We start from the raw sequence: 20729 nt of genomic DNA, 5'->3' as shown, positions 1-20729 counted from the left end.
TTAGGCGCTAGGTATATTCTCACTTACCTTCGGGAAAAAGCGCGCTATTTTTTTCAGGAGCTTATCTTGCTCTATAGGTTTAACGACATAGTCATCAACCCCCTCCTCAATGGCGGCACGTATTTGCTTTGCTTCTGTCACACCAGTCACCAGCATAAACACCGTGCCATAGTAGCGTTCAGCCGCACGCATGGCATCGTGCACACCCAACCCCGATTTATTGGGCATATTCCAGTCGCAAAGCACTAAGTCATAAACTGGGTTGGCGTCATAGAGCATGCTAACCGCTTCCATACCATCCTGCGCTGAATCAATTATCTCTATATCTGCAGCCGTTAAAAAGGCGCGCACCAAATCGCAAATAAACTGATCATCGTCAACCAATAACACGCGAATTTTGTTTGATGTAAGCTCTAAACGCCGCTTCAGTGCCAGCTCGCGAATTGATGAGGTACCCTTAGCGGAAATATAGTGATTCACCACTTTCGCTGGCTGTTCTTCTCTTTCATCTACAGAGGCTTCCCCCGTCATCTGAGCAGAAATTTTATTCAATATATCTTCTAGTATCTTTAGTGTTTTTTCGTTCTGCGCACGATTACTGGCGTGCTCAGGGTTATTAATAGCTTTCAGCAACCAATCTCGGCGCTGCGCCAAGGTTTGCCCAACAAGCTGTAATTCCTGCTTTGAAAACATAAACCACCTGAATAAATATCAACACCTAGTTGTGCAAGTTGATATCACTCCACCCAATTGTGGGTAAATGACTCAACCGAAGAATTGCCTTTAAATATAGACCAAATATAACTGGAGGTAGTCGAATCTTTTGACATACTAAGAATAGCGATGAAAACCTGCTACAGGCGATTGCCCAGCCATTGGAGGTAACCACCAACAACTGAACCATGCAGGAAAAACGGGGGAAAAGTTAAGGCGGTTTTGAGAAACAAGGAAAGATGACCCACAGCGACACAAGCTAACCATGTTTAAAAGGCCACTTTGCCTAAAGAGCCATTTTGTTTAAAGGGCCACTTTAAACGCCGCTTATTTGAAGCAAGCGGCGTTAATATTAGTGCAGGTTAAAGGTCGCGAATTGGACGGTATTTCGGCACCAAGAGTTTCATTACGCCCCAGGCAAGTAAATATGCCAAGGCACAAAATGAAAACATAATTCCATAACCTATGGTTATCTGACCAAGAGCACCGTAGTAATCAAACAACCAACCGCCGACTTTAGATACAGCCACCCCTCCCAAACCACCAGCCAAACCACCGATGCCAACCACTGAGCCAACAGCCTTTTGGGGGAACATATCAGAAACAGTGGTAAAAATATTGGCTGACCAAGCTTGATGCGCCGAAGCACCTATGCCAATCAGCACGACTGGAATCCAGAACGTCAGATAGCCAAAGGGCTGCGCCAAGAGCACAACCAGAGGAAAGAGTGCGATCGCCAGCATAGCTTTCATACGGCCATCGTAAGCATTATGTCCACGACTCATAAAATAACTGGGAAACCAACCGCCGCCAATACTGCCAAACATGGTCATGGTGTAAATCACCATTAAGGGCAACATAAAGTCGGTATTGCTCATGCCGTACTGTGCTTCAAGATACTTAGGCAACCAAAACAGATAGAACCACCAAACACCGTCGGTCATAAACTTACCGAAGGCAAAGGCCCAGGTCTGACGATACCCTAACAATTTAAACCAAGAAGACTTTGGCTCGTTGGCAACCGGTTCTTTTTCTGCCACATCCCCCACCGACAGAGTATTGATGTAGGCTAGCTCTGCAGCAGAAAGGCGCTTTTGCTCAGTGGGTTTATCGTAAAAAATCTCCCACAAAATCATCCACACAAAACCAATCGCGCCTATGACGATAAACGCTGTTTGCCAGCCCCAGTGTGCAGCAATCCAAGGTACCGTTAACGGAGCCAAGATCGCGCCAATATTGGCGCCAGAATTGAAAATCCCGGTGGCAAAAGAGCGTTCTTTTTTGGGAAAGTACTCTGCGGTTGCTTTAATGGCAGCAGGAAAATTACCCGCTTCACCAAAGGCCAACACCGCGCGCGACAGCATAAAACCTGCAATTGATATAGGCACAGCGGCCAAACCGACCAAGGTGAGCACATGATTGATACCCGTACCCAACTGCTCAGAGAAGGCGTGCATAATCGCGCCTATGGACCACACAATTATCGCAAGAATATATCCGCGTTTAGTGCCAAGGCTATCAATCAGCCGACCGGCAAAGAGCATGGAGATGGCATAGACGAATTGAAATACAGCGGTGATATTGGCGTAGTCACTGTTACTCCAGCCAAACTCTGCCGACAAATCAGGCGCAAGTAAACTCAGTACTTGGCGATCAAGATAATTGACGGTGGTGGCAAAGAATAACAACGCGCATATAGTCCAGCGATAATTGCTAACCGCAGGTGGCGTATGTGAGTTAGGGGAAGCGGGTGCAGAAGTGCTCATATAATTTCTTCTTTATATTATGAGTGCAAATGTTTAACTGCATGAATAACACCAGAGGCAATAGCTGGATTAGACATTACAGTGAGCTAGAGTAGATTATTTTTTTTGAGTGTTTTTTAAAATTGTTAACCACCATAAATCGCTGCAAGTGTGGCTTATGCTCTCTCCCACTTATCAACTAAAACAACAACATTGAGCTATTTACAGCATATAAGCGCGTATTTTTTAACGCGGGAAAATTAGCACGATTAAACATCCCAAACAAGCGAGGTCAAAAATCAAACAGCGCACACCAAGTGACTGAGATTAAAAAACACATGCAGGCGCCAAATGTCGCAATTCAACCTAGCAATGCCATAATGCGACCTATTCATTAGCGCACCAGCGCCAGATCACCCTCAGAGTCAACGGGACACATCCTCATCATGGTTGATAGTTACTTCAATATTGCCCCCTACTTAACCGCCATAACCCAGGGGCGGCTGATCATTACCGCTAACAGTCGGCTGCGCAATCATATACTGCGCGCCTACAGCCAATGGCAAATCACTCAGGGTGCATCTGTTTCCATAAGCCCGCGCATCTACTCTTTAAGCCAATACCAGGAGCAGCTCTGGCAACAACTCCAGCGGCGCGCCTATGCACCAACAGCGCGGCGGTTGATCAACAATGCTCAGCGCCAAACACTCTGGGAGCAAATCATTGCGCGGTCATCGCTCGCCGCAGAACTACTACAGCCTGAACCCCTCGCTCAAGCTGCCGATGCGGCACTGCGTAACTTAGAACTCTGGCGTTTGAGTGAAGAGCAAGTACGCATCGCCGAACCGCAACTTAATGCACAGAGTAACAGCGCCTGCTGGCTCATCTGGCTTGGAGAGTTTCGTGTAAAACTCAGCCAGCTGGGGTTAATCACTCAAGAGCAGGCACTGGAAATTCTGTTGGGCGCGTTTCGTGATGGCGAACTCAAACCTGAGGAAGCGCTCATACTCACCGGATTTGGGGAAATAGCGCCACTGCACCAAGCACTGTTGGATGCATTAAGTGCAGAGCAAATCACCATTACACAGGCTGTTGCGCAAACCGAGCTAGTGCGCACCGAAGCACACACCACAGAAGAGGAAATTCGCTTAGCAGCGCTGTGGAGCAAGACGCAACTAGAGCAAAACCCTGCCGCGATGGTTGCCATCATAGTGCCCAACCTCGGCCAGTGTCGCGACCTCGTGGAGCGACAATTTGTGCAGGTATTTGAACCGCTAGCAGCGCTACCGGAACAGCCCCGCTATACCCTACCCTTTAATTTTTCAGCGGGCACCCCGCTCGCCGGCACACCGATTATTGCCGCCACATTGGACTTGTTAGGGCTGCATCAATCGAACTGGGGTTTAGAAGATATTTGTCAGCTTTTGCTCTCACCTTTTTTTAGCGCGGCTGACAGCGAGCTGGTCCTGCGCAGTCATCTTATCCACGCCCTGCGCCAACTAGGTCGGTTTAACATCAGCGCCAGTGATCTGCGTTATCACTGTCAAAAACTGAGTGCGAAGCTCGCGATCCCTGAAGATGAACAGCATCTCACTCAGCGCTTTTTACAATTAGAAACGCATCGCCGCGAAACCTATGGCGACTACTCCGCTGACTATTGGCGCACATTTTTTGATGCACATTTGCAACGCTTAGGCTGGCCCGGTAGACGGCGCCTCGACAGCCAAGAACATCAGCAACTTAAACTCTGGCAACAGTTGCTGGATGAGTTTCTGCAACTTGATGCCCTAGGCATCAAACTTAGCTACAGCCAAGCCTTGCAACAGCTACGCAAACTGGCAAGTAAAATGCCATTTCAAGCGCAGACGCCCCAAGCGCCCATTCAAATTTTAGGCGCGCTTGAAGGCGCTGGGCTGCAATTTAGCCACTGTTGGGTGCTGGGTTTACACCATCGCCAATGGCCGCCCGCACCCGCACCCAACCCGCTTTTACCCACGGTGTTGCAGCGTCAGCACAAAATGCCTCATGCAAGTGCCGAGCGCGAACTCGTGTTTGCTCAAGCGCTCACGCAACACTATATGCACTGTGCACCGCTCGTTATATTCAGTTCTGCCCATAGCGACGAAGGCAGTGAACTAGCCCCCAGCGCCCTAATTCGCGCACTGGCGCTCACACCTGCAGACGAATTACACGGTGAAAAGCAGGACGCCAACAGCCGTAATTTTCAGGCGATAGCAGCCAGTAAAACCCTCGAACTGATTGATTGCGCGCAGGCACCCGCAGTTGAGCGCGAGCGCGAAATCGTGCGCGGCGGCGCGAGCTTATTTAAAGAACAGGGCGCCTGCCCCTTCAACGCGTTTGCACGCTTACGGCTTGGGGCAAAAAGTTGCGATGAGCCCGTGCCTGGCTTGTCGGCTATAGAGCGCGGCAATTTACTGCACGAAGCGCTCGCGCTGATCTGGCGTCAACTCGGCACGCAAGCTCAACTCTTAACATTAAACGATACCGAATTATGCGCACTCATTGCGTCTGCCTGCAGCGAAGTCATCGAAACCATTAAACGGCGCCGCGGCACCAGCCTAGGCGCCTATTACACCCAACTGGAACAGGAGCGTTTAGAGCGCTTACTACACGCATGGCTTGAACAAGAAAAAATGCGCCCCGCTTTTAAGGTCATTGCCATAGAGGAAGAAGTGACGCTCGAATTTTCTGGCTTACCGCTGCGCCTACGCATAGACCGCATCGATGAACTAGCCACGGGCGAACAGCTGCTCATCGACTATAAAACTGGCTCTCCCAGCGCGAAAAGTTGGCAGGGCGAACGGATGGACGAACCGCAACTTCCGCTCTACGCGGTGACCGCAAGGACCGCTGAAGGTGAAAACCCCATAGGCGCTATTGCCTTTGCGCAAATCAATGCCAAAGCCAGCCAGTGGATTGGCACCGGCGAACTCATGGTTCAACATCCGGGCATTGTGCCCTGCGCCCAAGAATGGCCTCTACAATTGCAAGAGTGGCAGCTCAATCTCAGCCGTTTAGCGCAGGACTTTTTACAGGGCGATGCGCGAGTTGATCTCAAAAACCCTAGCGCAGCTCAATACGCCGAAGACCTACTGCCGCTCAATCGCTTACTCGATGCAGAGGCCATAGCCGATTTTATTGCGACTCACGCACATGCTTTGGAGTCACATAATGAATAATTCCACGTCATCATTAACAACATCCGAACCTACTCGGCTGGCACCTATCGACCAACAGGTACGCCTAGAGGCGCTCAACCCCCATGCTTCCTTCGCGGTATCTGCGCCCGCCGGTTCAGGTAAAACCGGCCTGCTCACGCAACGGGTTCTCACCCTGCTTTGTCACTGCGATGAGCCAGAAGAAGTGCTGGCCATCACCTTTACTCGCAAAGCCGCAGGTGAAATGCAAGACCGTATTATGCAGGCCCTTTGGAACGCCACTGAACAACCGCAACCGCAAGACCCCCATGCCCTGCGCGGCTGGCAACTCGCACAACAGGTGCTGCAGCGCGATCAAGAACGCGGTTGGCACCTGCTGCAAAGCCCTCACCGCCTACGTGTGCAAACGATCGATAGCTTGTGCCGCTCCATCACCAAACAGCTTCCCCTCGCGAGCGGCATAGGTGCGCAACCCGATACATTAGAAGACGCCAACCCCGCCTATCGCCTCGCAGTGCGCGAAGTGTTTTCCCTCTTAGAAAAAGAAACGCCGCTGCGCGCACCACTAACCCAGCTACTCTTGCATCTCGATAATAATTTAATTGCGGTAGAAAACCTGCTCATCAGCCTGCTCGCCAAACGCGAACAATGGTTAGGCGTACTCATACAGGCGCGCCATGAAGAGGCGCGCGCCTATCTAGAAGACGTGTTGCACCATGTGATTTGCGAGCACCTCAATAGCATCGTTCATGTACTGCAACTTCACAGCAGCGACATTTGCGCCATCGCCGATGCCGCAGCCAATAACCTGCAAGATGAGGAACACAAAAATCGCATTCACGAGTTGCTCGGTATAAATAGCTTACCCAGCGCATCGCCCGAAGGCGTAAACCAATGGCTGGCGCTGTGCGATTTGTTGCTCACCAACACGGGCAGCTACCGCGCACGCCTTACCAAAGCCGAAGGTTTTCCCGCGGGGAAAGAACACGCGGCCTTCAAAACCCGCTTTGGTGAACTCACCGGTACGCTACGCGAAATAGCCCCTGAAGCCGAAGCCCTGCTGCAGGAAATTCGCAGCTTGCCGCCCGCGTACTACGCGCAAGACCAATGGCAACTGCTCGATAGCCTCACCAGTATTTTACCCATAGTCGCCGCGCAGCTAACCCTCGTGTTCAAACAACTCAGCGCCACGGATTACAGCGCTATTAGCCAAGCCGCGGTACAAGCATTAGGGGATGAAGATTCGCCGAGCGATCTCGCTTTGCAGTTGGACTATCGCATTCGCCATATATTGGTGGATGAATTTCAAGACACCGCCAGCCCGCAATTAGAGCTGCTCAAAAAGCTCACCAGCGGTTGGCAAAACGACGATGGCCGCACACTCTTTATCGTGGGCGATGGCATGCAATCCTGTTATGGCTTTCGCAACGCTAACGTTGGTTTATTTTTAGATGCGCGCCAACACGGCATTGGCTCTGTGGCCCTAAGCCCATTGGATTTACAGGTTAACTTTCGCTCTCAAGCCGGTGTGGTGAATTGGGTGAATGACATTTTCCAAGATGCGTTCCCGGCGCAAGACGACATCAGCCGCGGCGCGGTGCGCTACTCGCCCTCGGCCGCGTTTAAAGCTGAACAGGCTGGCGAAGCCGTGAGCTTTCATGCCTGCTGCTATACCAATGACAAAGCAACCTCTATAACAGCACTGGCAGAAAAAGATGACGATGAACCCGCAGCACGGGTTACCGCCCAGGAACAAGAAGCGGCAAAAGTCGTTGAATTAGTCCGCGCCGCGCGCGCCGAAAATCCTGAAGGTAGCGTTGCGATATTAGTACGCACGCGCAATCACCTCGCGCGCATTCTTCCTGCGCTCAGCGCCGCCGGTTTGCATTATCAAGCCACAGAGATTGATCGTCTCGCCAGCCGCATGGTGATTCAAGATTTGCTCTCGCTCACCCGCGCACTGGTAAACCCCGCCGATCGCATCGCGTGGCTTGCGCTCTTGCGTACACCTTGGTGCGGTTTAAATAACAGTGACTTACACCGCATAGTCACCGCGGATCTTGGCGAATTCAACCCGCGCCTCAGTGACACGGCGTTCCCCCTTATTTGGCCGCAGTTGCAACACTACACACAGATCCAAGGTTTAAGCCCAAACGGCGAAAAAATTCTCGCGCGCTTTGTGACTTCATTGAACGCCACATGGCAAGAGCGCTATCGCAAACCCTTACGCCAATGGATCGAAGGACTCTGGTTGGCCTTAGGTGGCCCAGCTACGCTGCAAGATGAAAATGATCGCGATAATATTCACAGTTTTTTTGCCCTGCTCGACAAACACCAGCAAGGCGGCAGCATTCGCGACTGGCAAGTTTTTTATCAAGCCATAGAGCGATTATTTGCCGCACCGCGCAGCGATGCAGACCCAAAACTGCAGGTCATGACTATTCACAAATCGAAAGGCTTAGAGTTTGATACCGTCATTATTCCCGGTTTAGATCGCGGCGCACGCAAAGACGACAAACAATTATTACTCTGGCAAGAACGACTCAGCGCGCAGGGTGAAAAACAATTACTGCTCGGCTCGCTCGCGCCTATAGGGCAAGACGAAGATCAGCTCTATCAATTTATGCGGCGCGAAGCAGACAAACAGCAAGCCTTTGAATCAACCCGCTTGCTTTACGTAGGCTGCACCCGCGCTATTTCGCGGTTACATCTTATTGCCTGTATAAAAACGAAAGAAGAGGAACTACAGGCGCCGGCAAAAGCATCCTTGCTGTACAGCATTTGGGGGTTTGTAAAAGACCAAGCACATTGCCTAGAGAACAGCCTAGACAATGCGCGCGTGCAATCTGGCAGCAACGCAACAGCAAGACCTGGGCTGCAACATCTAGTGCGCCTAGCGGCAAATTGGGAGCGCCCGACACTGGAAGATGTCACACTCCTACAGGCCTATCGCGGTCATGATGTGCAAGATGATAAGGACGTAAACCCGTTGAACATTCCCGAACAGGAAAGCAGCGTAGCGCGCTTGGCGCGTCACACCGGCACACTCATACACAGCGCACTTGAGACATTGGTTGAGAATAAATTTGTGGGCGCAACTCACTGCATAGCCGCAGATCAATTTATTCAGCAACAACAACTATTTTGGAAAATCCAACTGCAACAACTGGGTTGGAAAGATGCGCCGCTCACACAGGCACTGCAAAAAATTGGACAAGCAGTGACCACAACACTAAACAGCGCACAGGGCCGCTGGCTGCTGAACAGCGAACACGCCCACAGCGCCTGCGAGCTCGCATTGGTGCAACAACAAAAAAGCGAAGCCCGTGAATCCATCATCGACCGCACCTTTGTTGTCGATGACACGCGCTGGATTATCGACTACAAAAGCAGCTCACCCGAGCCAGAGGAAAGCCTCGAAGCCTTCAGCCAACGCGAGCTTGCGGCCTATAAAAATCAGCTACAACACTATCACAAATTAATGGCCAAGATTGACTCGCGCCAGATCAAAACTGCGCTCTACTTCACCAGCATCGGAATTTTAGTGGAAGCAACAGCTCACTAAAAATGACATGCGAATAACGGCTCGCTGAAACGGCACAATAGCCGAGGCTGTCGCCTCGGCTTATTAAAAATACGCATTGAACGCACTTTAATTTTTACGCTCACCCAGGCGCTAAAGCGCCGTCATTTTGTCTTCCACATATTTGCTACCGCTTTATCACTACCGAGCAACCCTACAATTTCACACACGATCCCCGCCAGCGAAAAACCCACAACGGGAATAAGCCCGCCCATTTCACCGCTAACCAACACGACATACAACGACCCACCGGACAAGACTAAAAATAACAGCCCGACAACCACTAAAATTTTTCGATGGGATTCTCTATAGGCATATTTTTCTTCACCTTTTTCAAAAAAATTAAGCAAAGGAGAAAATAACTTCGTCATAAATACGTTCATACATTAGTTTCGCTCTAGACTAATCAATTAAAAAATTATCTCAGCACCACGAGTGAGATGATAAATTTAAGCTCTTGCAATCACCTTGCAGAACAGTATTTAACCATCCAAGGCTCAATAACATACGCACTGCCAGAAAAGAATGGGCACTCAGAACTATACACAAAAGTTCGCATGCCTGAGCACTTTGCATAAAAGGAATATACACGTTTTAAGATACCAACCGAGTGACAAATGACAGCAAGCAAGCGCCCGAGTAAAATGAATCAAGGTACAGTAAGTACGGGCCGAAATGACACTTTAAGTAAACTACCTTTGGGCGGGACCGCATCCAATACACCTTTAAACCTCACACCGGTAAAACGCCACTCCCGCTGTGGATTAAGCGGAGGATCATAGTGCGCAATTGTCCGAGATACTAATTTTTCGTTCGCATCATAAACCTCCACGTCTACCACGCCCTGTTGGTGAGGTGTATGCATGCGATGTTGAAATAATAATCCTTGAATATGCATGTGCCCTGCTTGTTCGCGCAAACTTAGGCCCGCCACTTTTACCTGCGCCGAGCCATCTTGCACAAATCTATAACGCCCCGAATTACTAACGCAGGCACCAAGCGTTAATAAAGCCAATACTAATACCAAGATTTTTTTCATTCTAGGCCACCTTCAATGCCAAGACTATCGGACGCAGCCGCAAAAATGCTGTCACGCCAGAGCAGCTTGGCATCCAAGAGAAGCTGATAATAGCTGCGAAGTGCAGCGGCGCGAGCATTTTGCTCATCTTCCGCTGCACGCAAACTTTGCTGCTGACCCAATAACAAACTTTGTAGATCCTGCTCGCCCAAGCTATATGCCTTTTGCAATAAACGTGCATTTTCACGCTGTGCACTGGCATATTGATCAGCAAGCTGCCAACGACGGTAATCTCCCTGAGCTTGGTAAAATGCGCCTTGCGCAACAATGCTAAGCTGGCGACGTGTCAACACCAAGGTATCTGAAGCTAATAAAGATTGATTCAGCTTTTGGCGCAAACCTAAGCTGCGACGCTCGCCCGGTAAGGGCATACGAATACGCACCCCAAGCACTTGCTCATTGCCAAAGGTTTCGCGCGCAGTAAACACGCCAATTGTAGGGTCCGGTATGCGCTCAAGGCGGGCACGGTCTGCAGCAGCTCGCGCCATTTCCTGCTCCGCTTGGGCTATTTTTAACCCATCGCTCGCTGCTTCAATACGCTGCTGCCACCAACTGAGAGATTGCTCAACCGCAATGGGCTTCGGCAACTCAGGAGATGTATGGACATTCACCAACGGGTAGCGTTGATGTAAATAATTCCATGCAGCTTTAGCTTGGGTATCAGCCAAACTCAAACGCGCGGCGACATTGGCCGCCTCGGCCTCGGCCAAGCGCGCCTCAAGAGCCGCCGCATCACCACTTTTTACACGCTTTTGTACCGCATCTAGGTTGTTGCGAGCAAATGCATATTGTTGCGTGAGTAAACGCAATTGCGCTTGCGCAAGTAGGCCATCGCTGTAGGCTATAAGCAAATCCTCAAGTGCATTACGCTGCGCAAGGTTCGATTGTGCTAGCGCAGCGTTTAAGCTTGCCTTGGCGATACGCTTGTCCGCCCCTCTTTTCCCAGGTAAGCGCACACCGCGCTCCAATTCCAGATTCCACTCGCTGGACGTCGCTGGACCGCCTATATCACCCACCCGGTAGTCACGTTGCTGACGGGTGTAACTTGCCGTCCATTCGTGGGGTGAACTTGCGGCCAAACCTGCTGCAGCCTGGGCCGCTTGTAGTTCATGGCTAGCCGCTGAAAAAGCAGGATCATCTCTCAGCCAACTCGACGCTTGTGCCTCTGATATCAAATCAGGAAGTGCTACTGCTTCAATCTGCACGCTTGTTTGTGCATCGTATCGAGCAGAGTCCTGAGCACTTGATAGGGGTGCAGCGGTTGTTTGCGCATCTACCGTCACTGCGAAAAAAATGAAACTGCACAATGCGTAAGTAATAAAACCTATGTTCATTAAAACTCTCCTTCTTCGAGCAGCGGGCTGAGCCAATAGCGAAGGCCGGTACCGCTAAATAATTGACGCAAGTCAGCAATTAGCACCTGCGCCTGCTCATTCGCCAAAAACACCTGCACCTTCACGGCTTGGGCGCGCCCAAGCACCTGCTCCAGTGGATTAAAATCTGCCAGATGACCGCCGTGACTGGCGCAGCTCTGGCTGACAAATACTTGGCTATTCGGATTGAGGAGTAATTGATCAAGCAGCGCCTCTTCCAACTCTGGATTAGCAACGAGGTTTAAACACACATTAGTCATGATGCAATTCCCCAGTATTAAGATGTGAGTGGACCGCTGCGCCAAAAGCAAAACGGGCATAGAGCATGGGCAACATAATGAGTGTTAACGCGGTAGCGGTAATCAGACCGCCGATTACGACTATGGCAAGTGGACGCTGAATTTCAGAGCCGGGGCCGGTGGCAAACAGCAGCGGGATCAACCCAAGTGCGGTAATCGCGGCGGTCATCATCACCGGCCTAAAGCGACGCCTTGCGCCTTCACGCACGAGCTGTGCGAGGGGCATTCCTTCACTGTGAAGCTGATTAAAATAGCTCACCATCACCACCCCGTTTAGGACCGCAATACCCAGCAAGGCGATAAATCCGACCGAGGCGGGTACAGAGACATATTCGCCTGTAACCCAGAGCGCAAATATACCGCCCACCAACGCGAAAGGAATATTGCTAAAGACCAAGAGCGCTTGACGCACTGAGCCAAAGGTTGAAAACAGCAATATGAAAATTAACACCAGTGCTACCGGGGTTACCAAACCAAGGCGCGCTGCCGCGCGCTGCTGATTTTCAAACTGACCACCAAAACTGATGCTGTAGCCTTCTGGCATGGGCACCTGTTGCGCAATTTTTTGCTTGGCCTCCGCAACGAATCCGACTAAGTCGCGCCCTGTAACATTGGCGATTACCACGCCGTAGCGACTACCCAGTTCGCGATCAATTTTCACTTGTCCCGCCACCCGTTCAAGTTTGGCGATAGCCGCGAGCGGCACAGTCTCGCCAGTGGGGCTCATTAACTGTAGGTTCGCAAAATCAGCAGGTGATGTACGAAGGTTTTCTGGCCCACGCATTTGAATTGCAAAGCGGCGATTACCCTCAATCACCATGCCTTGGGTTTCGCCTTGAATATAAATCCGTAAAGCCGCTTGAACATCCTCCAAGTTGAGACCAAAGCGCCCCGCCGCTAAGCGATCTAGCTTCACCTGCAAATATTGCACGCCGGTGTTGACTATGGTGTAAGCATCTTGGCTGCCATCAATAGCTTCAGTTACGGCTAATATCTTGGTCGCCAACCCATTGAGAGTGTCAAGATCAGGCCCAAAGAGTTTGATGGCCAAATCACCTCGCACCCCAATCACCATTTCCGATACCCGCATTTCAATCGGTTGGGTAAAACTGTACGCAACACCGGGCAACTGATCGAGTGTGTCACGCAGTGCATCCAAAAGCGCTGCCTTGGTTTTCATCCGCCATTGATGCTTGGGTTTAAGTACCAAAAACGTATCGGTTTGATTTAGCCCCATAGGGTCTAATCCAATTTCATCGGAGCCAACCCGCGCGACAATACCCGTCACTTCAGGCACATTTTTCATAATGGCCTGTTGAATATTAAGGTCTAAGGCGGTGCTTTCTTCAAGACTGATCGAGGGTAGTTTTTCAATGCCAATAATAATGTCGCCTTCATCCATGGTCGGCATAAAGGTTTTACCGGTAAAGGAATAGAGCGCGAACGCAGCGACCACCAAAAGCCCTGCGCCACTAAAAATTGCTTTGGGGTGTTTAAAGGCACTGTTTAGCATAGGCATATAAATAGAGAGGAGTTTGCGCGGCAACCAAGGCTCAGCGTGGTCCTCAGCGCGAATCAGATAAGAAGCCAAAACGGGAATGATTGTCAGTGATAACAACAAAGAACTCGCCAAGGCGAAGACAATGGTAAGAGCAACAGGTCTGAATAGTTTGCCTTCAAGCCCTTGAAGCGTGAGCAGTGGCAAAAACACCGTGATAATCACGATAATGCCAGTAGTAACTGGCATAGCGACTTCTTTAACCGCTCGATAAATAATATGCAGGCGCGGCAATTTTCCTTTACTCGAATCTGCGGCCATGTGTTGCACAATGTTTTCAACAACCACTACCGCAGCATCGACCAGCATCCCTATTGCAATCGCCAAGCCGCCGAGGCTCATCAGATTTGCCGAGAGCCCGAATTGACGCATAAAAATAAACGTCATCAACGCGGAAAGTGGCAACACCAATGCAACAGTGAGTGCCGCGCGTAGATTCCCCAAAAAAGCAATCAACAAGACCAGCACTAACACAATCGCTTCGCTCAGGGCCTTAGCCACGGTTGCAACGGCTTTATCAACCAACGCAGCCCGGTTGTAGAACACCGCCAACTCTGTACCTTTCGGCAAGCTTGGCGTCAGCTCAGCAATTTTACGCTCTATTCCCGCAACCACTTCGCGCGCATTAGCACCCGCCAGCCCTAAAACCAAACCCTCCACCGCCTCTGCTTGACCATCCTTTGTCACTGCACCATTGCGGGTTAACTCACCAATACGCACCTTCGCTACATCTCCTATACGAATGGGCGTTTTATTATTTACTGTCACCACAATACTGCGCAAATCCTCAAGGGTTTGAACCTTACCTTCGGTGCGCACCAGCAATATCTCTCCACCCTCACGCAAGCGCCCTGCACCATCATTGCTGTTATTAGCGGCAAGCGCATTTTTTATCGCGGTAAGATCAACGCCTGCAGCCACCATTTGCACTGAATCAGGTATCACCTCATAACTCTTGGTCACGCCCCCCAATACATTGACATCTGCTACTCCGGGCACAGTGCGCAACGCAGGACGAATTACCCAGTCGAGCAGCGCTTTACGTTCCATTAAACTTAATTGGGGGTTATCGATTGTAAATTGAAACATTTCCCCCAATGGTGTGGTGATGGGGGCAATACCGCCACCTAAATTGGTAGGCAAATCACTGCGAATATTGCCTAGGCGTTCAGCCACCTGCTGGCGCGCCCAGTAAATATCTGTGCCATCCTCAAAGGTGAGCGTAATATCCACCACCCCATACTTTACGGTGCTGCGCAGCATCTGTTGCTTAGGAATGCCCAGCATTTCGGTTTCTATAGGCACTGCAACACGGCTCTCCACCTCTTCTGGTGTCATGCCTTCCGCTTTGAGAATTATTTTTACCTGGGTACTGGCCACATCAGGAAAAGCATCGATAGGCATAGTGCGAAATGAGTACCAGCCATAACCTACTACCAACAAGGTCATCAGCAAGATAAAGGTTCGCTGCGCTAGGGTGAATTGAATCAAGCGGGCAATCATGGTGCCTCCTTGGCTGCAGTATCAGCGGCCGCAAGCCAAGCGGCTTTTAAGGCAACAACACCATTAATCGCTACAAGCGCGCCAACATCGAGTGCGCCGGTAACCTGAATTGATTGACCCGCTGCGCTCAACACCTGAACCGGCGTCGCGATAAACTGATCTTGTTTACGAATGAAAACATATGCCTGGCCGTCCTGACGCGATAATGCATTCAGGGGCAATTCCCATGCATTAGTATTCACGAGAGGCATGATTGCCTGTACAAACTCTCCCGGCATTAACGACTCAGTAGTGCCGCTGACCAAGGCGCGCAACAACACCCTTTGCCCGCCACTCACTACGGGGCTTTGGCTCAGAACATGTGCGGTTAAGCCATTACTGAGCTGAATTAAAGTGCCTTTAGGCCACTGCGCGGCTTGCTGACTAGGCACCTGTACATCAACCCACATGCGCTGTTTTTTCATGACGCGCAACAACAACTCGGACTGAGCAACGCGCATACCTGGCTTAGCCAATAAATCTACCACTTGCCCGTCGCTACTCGCTTTAAGGGTGATTTGGCTGCTCACATGACCAGTGGTTTCGATCTTGGCGATAGCGCTAGCATCTAAGCCCGCTAGCTGTAACGCTGAACGCGCTTGCACCAAAGCTGCACGTGCATTTTGCTCAGCCGCAAGGGATTGTTCGGCCCTGTGACGAGCGATAATGCCCTCTTTGAAAAGTAGTGCGTCACGTTCAGCTTCATCAGTAGAAAGACGCGCGAGATTACTCGCTTCGAGTAACGTCAATTGCAATTGACCGAGCTCAGGGCTGGTTAATACCAACAGCGGCATATTAGGCTTAACTGTTTGATACTCTTGCACCAATACCTGCTGAATTAGCGCGTTGGTCGGCGCGCTAATCCTACGCTCCTGTTCTGGAGGCAATACAATTTGCGCAGGAAAGTTCACCCCTATCGATGGCAATTGAGTCGCTAAGGCCATCAATTCAACACCCAAGTTTTTACTGTGTTGATCAGAAATACTAAATGCTACAGGTGTTTGTGCAAACGCAATAGACGAGAAAATAGCGGCAGCAAAACAACCGCCTCTAATAAACAATAAGGACATAACAACCTCAAACAGATTTACTGCACTTTTTAATAACACCAACGCAAAAAAATACATTCAGCATTGGCAAATCCCACATTCGATCCAAAGATAAACCTGCGCATAAATTAAGCGCAAATATCCATAGCAACCATAAATGGGGTAAAAATAACCAGAGGGAAATTAAGCAGTCAATACAGGAGGGGCGCGCAATTGAGGACGCCAACAAACAATACGGTCATTGGGTAACGCAGAATAAATAAAAGCCCTAGACTGAGAAGGTAGGGATAAAAGACATACAACAAAAATGGCGGTACAGATAGCAATTAAATCAAGATGAACCAAAATATCTTTATGTAACTGCACGTAGTCGTTATACACATCAACATGAGGTGCACGCTGATGGCTAGCGAGATCGTCTCCCTCCAGCAAATCCATAGAAACTGCAAGACTCGCTACACCAGTCGTGTCTGTCATAACATAATGGCGGTGCACTCCTGTACATAAAGAGAGTAGCCACACCACCATCGTCAGCAATATTATCTTTTTCAGGCAAGTAGATAAAAACATACGTATGCACAACGCTTCAAAAAAATTTAATGCATTAATGTAACGACATATTATTAAGGCAGAATTAAATTGGGCATCGATTAAACAGAACGCATAGCAACTAACAAGAAAGGAAATACGATACGAATAACTTTTAAAAAACCTTCAGGCAATAAAAAACCGCAGCAGGTAACTGCGGCGGTTTTTTATTCGCTACACGTAGCCGTAATACAGGATTAAACGCCTGTTACATTTTCAGCCTGTGGGCCTTTTTGACCTGGCTTAACATCGAATTCTACTTTTTGGCCTTCAGCCAAGGTTTTGAAACCTGCACCTGTAATAGCGCTGTAGTGTACAAATACGTCTTCACCCGCTTCGCTCGCGATGAAACCAAAACCTTTAGACTCGTTAAACCATTTAACGGTACCAGTACTTCTAGCCATAATAAACCTCGATGCTCTGTGCAATAAAAAATAATATTTGAAAACTCCAGTATGGAGCCTGCTGGCGGATTCAGATGTTACTTATGAAAAAACAAAACGAGGTGCTAATAGAAAAACTGCTAGAACAACGCGGTGACTTACCATAAATAATGCTGCGGACTTACCAGCGAAAACAATATATTCCCCCGTTCAGCTCCTGTAAAGGCTTAATTTTACCCCTTAGTATTAACAGCATGTAAATCGGCGAGTTAGCTTACACTCTGAATCAAACTCTGAATTACATAGCACTATCGTAACCCCTCACGACTTAAGACGACAAAGTGATCGTTATTTCGTCGGCCTCAATTCAAAGGGGTAATCCATTTTTTGCAGAGATTGCGCTAAGGTAAATTCAATTTTAGCGGGAATCTGACTGACTTCTAATGCAATACGTGGACGCCCAAAATAGTGACTTAAGCGCGCAGGGCGACTGATTTGCGTTCCATCCGCCGCCAGAGCTTTAATATCGACCAAATCAGATAAATCACCCTCAGCACTGAAGATTAAATTGCCCTCTTCCCAACGAATCAGCGCCAACTGCATTTTATCGCCACCCCAGGTCATACCAAATCGAAAAGGTATAGAGAAACTGTAAGTATCGACAGCAGCATTAAAACGCAGATGTCCACGCGCAAGACTGATAGAGTCAACATCACTTACATCCGCACGCAACTGCATGTCACCACTTAACCAAGGCTGCTCTTCATTTGGCTGAAAAAGACCGTTAACGAAATAACCTAATGGCTCAAAGGCAATGCCGGCGCTATAGGCGAGCGGATGAGCAACGCCCGCATTATCAACCACCTCATCGATAAATAACTGCGCTGCACCCAATTTTCTCGCCAAGGGTAATAAACTATCTGCCACAAATACACGAGCGTTCAATGACAAACCAAAATGTTTGTCCACATCAAGACTATCTACCGCCACAACACTAGGCCCAAGTGGCAAGACGTAGTTAGGCTCTCGATAGTTAAAGGTTACTTGTGGCGCGGCAGCTTTCTTCAGCGCAGTTAGCTGCTCAGTTGTAAAAGCACCCAGAGAGGACTCCTCCATGAGGAATTCTTTATTTGCAGGCTCTATTTGAGTGAGTTGGAAATTGTAGCTAGACGGCTCTAGCGCGCGCGCCAGTATAATTTCTACCGCCGCCGGGTTACCGCGATAATTAACACTGGCGGATTTAGCGGACGAGAAGAATACATCCGATCGAGTAGATCCCGAGGTCGCTAGCACTTGACCAGCAGTATTTAAGCCATTGACCTGCAAGAGCGCCGTGGTGTTGCCTGAATACTCATAACGCAGGCTATTAGGAGCTGAACTCATAAACTTCAAACGCACGCCTTGCGCTTCGATAACCTTGCCCGCAAATGGCGCCTCGACCCTAATGCGCTCAAATGTCAGCGGCAAATTGTAATCTAGGCTGCCCACTATGGTGCCGATAGATGTTAGATCTACGTTTTTAGGGAGAATTATTTTTTTACTCCCGGTAATAGAGATGTAGGTTTCCGCCTCTCCATTTTCAAAGTTTGCCCCTTTGTATACGAGATTTATAGGTGCTGCTTCGTGAAGCTCGTCGGGGCCACACAGGGAGGTAACCAAGAGAGAATTGCCCGATTTATCGAGCACATCCTTAATGCGCAGCTCTATAGCAGCAGACTCTTCACCTAAGTTAGGCAGGTTAAATGCCTGCACATTCAAGTCCAACTCCATACCTTTTTCAGTGAGTTCAAGGCTGTTCATCGCCACACCAAAGGGGCCCGCTGTAACCTGCGCCCGAAATGCACTATTAAGTTGAGCCACTTCTTCGTAAGGAGGAAAATTTGCTGCCTGCAACTCAACAAAAGTATGCGGGCTTTCTTCTAACTGCTCATCTCCATTAGCCTCCTGCCCTGCAGGTAATGAAAAACTTCTAGAAAAAAAGGATGCGACTAAGGATTGAAGCTCTTGAGAAAGGTTTTCATCAAAGCGTAATGCGAAACGCAGCTGCCCCGTTGATTGGCTCAAGCGCACACGCTTATACAGCGCGAGAGCCTCTGGCCAATCTTGTGCGATTCGCTCCTGTGTCTCCGCCAAGGTCTCATTCATGCTCGCCTCGGTGGTATTGATAAATTCCTTATCTGCGCTGGCAAGAACTGCACTGAACTCAACACCCAAGGGGGCAGCAACTGGGATGAGCCCCAAGTAAAGCCCACTAACCTGCTCTAATCTGGCTTTATCTGCGGTCACTGGCTGCAGCAACAAGCCCGCCACACCGTTCATGGCTGTTGCCGCTAACGCCGACTCTTGAGGTGCAAAGATCGCAAAAGAAACCATTTGCCTGCGGCTAAGCGACTGCCATTGCGTCAAATCTTTGACTGCGCTCGCCCCAGATTTCAATCGAGCTTGCAGGCGCTCAACCTGCGCGGCTGGACCCACAATAATTCGAGAGGAACTAATAAGTGCTGTTTCTTGCGGCAGCTTTTCACAGCTAGCCGCATCAATTCGACTAAAGCTTAGACCTGTGGCTGTCTCCTCTTCTATGTGATAACGCTGCTTAAACCATTCTCGGAATTGCTTCGGCGTAAATTGCCCATCAAGCACCCACAGCAACTGAGGCGGTTGTTTTTGCTGCCCTTGGGGTTCCTGCAAATAAGCCCCCCCCCAGAGATGTGTTATCTCTGTGCGCACATTAATGCCTGCTTGCTCTAGACTGCCAAGCAAATCTTTACCTACTCCTGGCAGGCTGGCCAAATCAGCACTGGCCAGCAATCGAGTATTTAACTGGGCCATATCAACGTGACCGAGCGCCAAGAGCTCTTTGCTCGCCAAGGCTGACACCAATTGCTCTTGTTCTGGCCCCAAATCTGACTGCTGCCATATTGGGCGAGTAACCCAAATCAATACACCTATTAATACAAAAATTAACGCTATAGCGCCCATCTTCAAATAAGCAAAATAAGGCGTGGACATGAATGTATCTTGCACAAAGTCATCATCTTCGTGCTTAGACTCATCAAAATCATTTCGAACGTCTGTGTTTGAGGAAGCCGTCACTTCAACGTCTGAACGAGCTTTAGCGGTAGTAACCGTGTCTGCAATTTCGCTTTTTACAGCATCTTTAGTGACACGCAATACCGCTCCTGCTTTTGCGAAAGCGCCATACCACTGCTTAGCAAGTGCCAGAGATTCCACCTTCTTAATGACCAAAGGGTGCCCTGTAAAAAAACGCTGCGCTACGGTATCGGGCGTTTGCTTTAATAACTGCGCCAAATTGGTAACGACTTCTTCTCGTTCAAAGCCGGTGCGCAATTCACCACTAAAAATCAATTTATACATTCTGCTCTCTTTATTATTGTAAAACTTGCTTGTCACCAATCAGTAATACCGAACCAACATCAACCTATAAGCCGAGTAAAATTGGAATGAAAATTTGATACGAGAAAATACAGCAATTAAGGATACCCTCAAAACCATACCTCAACGACCATACTTCAGCGCCGAGGAATAGCTTGAACCTAAAGATAAAGCGCCAGCGCGACAAATAACAGGAGAACTATCAGTACTATAAAGATTTGGACGGCGGAAAGTCAAAACTGTTT

General features: G+C 49.4%; 13 protein-coding genes. 2 read left to right on the top strand and 11 right to left on the bottom strand.

Annotation, left to right across the window (positions count from 1 at the left end):
- Both AC0KUT_RS09490 and AC0KUT_RS09485 read right to left on the bottom strand, forming a co-directional pair.
- A complete protein-coding gene (locus tag AC0KUT_RS09490) occupies positions 1–693 on the bottom strand; it encodes a response regulator (protein ID WP_488835418.1) in 693 nt (230 codons plus the stop codon).
- A 383-nt stretch (positions 694–1076) separates the two neighbouring features.
- Positions 1077–2480: an MFS transporter gene (locus AC0KUT_RS09485; protein ID WP_488835417.1), complete on the bottom strand. Its 1404-nt coding sequence runs from the start codon at positions 2478–2480 to the stop codon at positions 1077–1079.
- A gap of 425 nt (positions 2481–2905) precedes the next feature.
- On the opposite strand from AC0KUT_RS09485, the gene AC0KUT_RS09480 reads away from it, so the two are divergent.
- Positions 2906–5659: a PD-(D/E)XK nuclease family protein gene (locus AC0KUT_RS09480; protein ID WP_488835415.1), complete on the top strand. Its 2754-nt coding sequence runs from the start codon at positions 2906–2908 to the stop codon at positions 5657–5659.
- Positions 5652–9203 carry a UvrD-helicase domain-containing protein gene (locus AC0KUT_RS09475; RefSeq protein ID WP_488835413.1) on the top strand — a complete coding sequence of 1184 codons (3552 nt, stop codon included), beginning with the start codon at positions 5652–5654 and terminating at the stop codon, positions 9201–9203. The genes AC0KUT_RS09480 and AC0KUT_RS09475 overlap by 8 nt, the downstream gene beginning before the upstream one ends.
- A gap of 122 nt (positions 9204–9325) precedes the next feature.
- Here the strand turns inward: AC0KUT_RS09475 and AC0KUT_RS09470 are convergent, their stop codons facing one another.
- The 9 genes from AC0KUT_RS09470 to AC0KUT_RS09430 all read right to left on the bottom strand — a co-directional run bounded on the left by AC0KUT_RS09470 (position 9326) and on the right by AC0KUT_RS09430 (position 20466).
- On the bottom strand, positions 9326–9592 hold the full coding sequence (locus AC0KUT_RS09470) for a hypothetical protein (protein ID WP_488835411.1): 267 nt from the start codon (positions 9590–9592) through the stop codon (positions 9326–9328).
- Positions 9593–9870: 278 nt separating this feature from the next.
- Positions 9871–10260, bottom strand: a complete 390-nt coding sequence (locus tag AC0KUT_RS09465) for a hypothetical protein (RefSeq protein WP_488835409.1) — start codon at positions 10258–10260, stop codon at positions 9871–9873.
- Positions 10257–11633 carry a TolC family protein gene (locus AC0KUT_RS09460; RefSeq protein WP_488835408.1) on the bottom strand — a complete coding sequence of 459 codons (1377 nt, stop codon included), beginning with the start codon at positions 11631–11633 and terminating at the stop codon, positions 10257–10259. Before AC0KUT_RS09460 ends, AC0KUT_RS09465 begins: the two co-directional genes overlap by 4 nt.
- Positions 11633–11932 (bottom strand): DUF3240 family protein, encoded by a 300-nt coding sequence (locus tag AC0KUT_RS09455; RefSeq protein WP_488835407.1) that lies wholly within the window; start codon positions 11930–11932, stop codon positions 11633–11635. Before AC0KUT_RS09455 ends, AC0KUT_RS09460 begins: the two co-directional genes overlap by 1 nt.
- On the bottom strand, positions 11925–15032 hold the full coding sequence (locus AC0KUT_RS09450; protein ID WP_488835405.1) for an efflux RND transporter permease subunit: 3108 nt from the start codon (positions 15030–15032) through the stop codon (positions 11925–11927). The genes AC0KUT_RS09455 and AC0KUT_RS09450 overlap by 8 nt, the downstream gene beginning before the upstream one ends.
- Positions 15029–16141 (bottom strand): efflux RND transporter periplasmic adaptor subunit, encoded by a 1113-nt coding sequence (locus AC0KUT_RS09445; protein WP_488835403.1) that lies wholly within the window; start codon positions 16139–16141, stop codon positions 15029–15031. The genes AC0KUT_RS09450 and AC0KUT_RS09445 overlap by 4 nt, the downstream gene beginning before the upstream one ends.
- A gap of 162 nt (positions 16142–16303) precedes the next feature.
- Entirely contained in the window at positions 16304–16690 is a 387-nt protein-coding gene (locus AC0KUT_RS09440; protein WP_488835401.1) for a hypothetical protein, read from the bottom strand.
- A 215-nt stretch (positions 16691–16905) separates the two neighbouring features.
- The gene (locus AC0KUT_RS09435) at positions 16906–17112 is read right to left on the bottom strand and encodes a cold-shock protein (RefSeq protein WP_488835400.1); all 207 of its coding nucleotides are present in this window, start codon (positions 17110–17112) and stop codon (positions 16906–16908) included.
- 327 nt (positions 17113–17439) lie between these two features.
- Positions 17440–20466, bottom strand: a complete 3027-nt coding sequence (locus AC0KUT_RS09430; RefSeq protein WP_488835398.1) for a hypothetical protein — start codon at positions 20464–20466, stop codon at positions 17440–17442.
- Positions 20467–20729 lie beyond the last annotated feature (263 nt).

The sequence above is a fragment of the Cellvibrio sp. 25HG11W-0 genome (genome assembly GCF_057815475.1).
Note: the sequence above shows the minus strand (reverse complement) of the source record. Positions and strands in the feature narration are given on the sequence as shown.

What these genes read in the sequence shown, in the direction of transcription:
- AC0KUT_RS09490 (WP_488835418.1), bottom strand. Translation starts at nt 693, where the DNA reads ATGTTTTCAAAGCAGGAATTACAGCTTGTTGGGCAAACCTTGGCGCAG.
- AC0KUT_RS09485 (WP_488835417.1), bottom strand. Translation starts at nt 2,480, where the DNA reads ATGAGCACTTCTGCACCCGCTTCCCCTAACTCACATACGCCACCTGCG.
- AC0KUT_RS09480 (WP_488835415.1), top strand. Translation starts at nt 2,906, where the DNA reads ATGGTTGATAGTTACTTCAATATTGCCCCCTACTTAACCGCCATAACC.
- AC0KUT_RS09475 (WP_488835413.1), top strand. Translation starts at nt 5,652, where the DNA reads ATGAATAATTCCACGTCATCATTAACAACATCCGAACCTACTCGGCTG.
- AC0KUT_RS09470 (WP_488835411.1), bottom strand. Translation starts at nt 9,592, where the DNA reads ATGACGAAGTTATTTTCTCCTTTGCTTAATTTTTTTGAAAAAGGTGAA.
- AC0KUT_RS09465 (WP_488835409.1), bottom strand. Translation starts at nt 10,260, where the DNA reads ATGAAAAAAATCTTGGTATTAGTATTGGCTTTATTAACGCTTGGTGCC.
- AC0KUT_RS09460 (WP_488835408.1), bottom strand. Translation starts at nt 11,633, where the DNA reads ATGAACATAGGTTTTATTACTTACGCATTGTGCAGTTTCATTTTTTTC.
- AC0KUT_RS09455 (WP_488835407.1), bottom strand. Translation starts at nt 11,932, where the DNA reads ATGACTAATGTGTGTTTAAACCTCGTTGCTAATCCAGAGTTGGAAGAG.
- AC0KUT_RS09450 (WP_488835405.1), bottom strand. Translation starts at nt 15,032, where the DNA reads ATGATTGCCCGCTTGATTCAATTCACCCTAGCGCAGCGAACCTTTATC.
- AC0KUT_RS09445 (WP_488835403.1), bottom strand. Translation starts at nt 16,141, where the DNA reads ATGTCCTTATTGTTTATTAGAGGCGGTTGTTTTGCTGCCGCTATTTTC.
- AC0KUT_RS09440 (WP_488835401.1), bottom strand. Translation starts at nt 16,690, where the DNA reads ATGTTTTTATCTACTTGCCTGAAAAAGATAATATTGCTGACGATGGTG.
- AC0KUT_RS09435 (WP_488835400.1), bottom strand. Translation starts at nt 17,112, where the DNA reads ATGGCTAGAAGTACTGGTACCGTTAAATGGTTTAACGAGTCTAAAGGT.
- AC0KUT_RS09430 (WP_488835398.1), bottom strand. Translation starts at nt 20,466, where the DNA reads ATGTATAAATTGATTTTTAGTGGTGAATTGCGCACCGGCTTTGAACGA.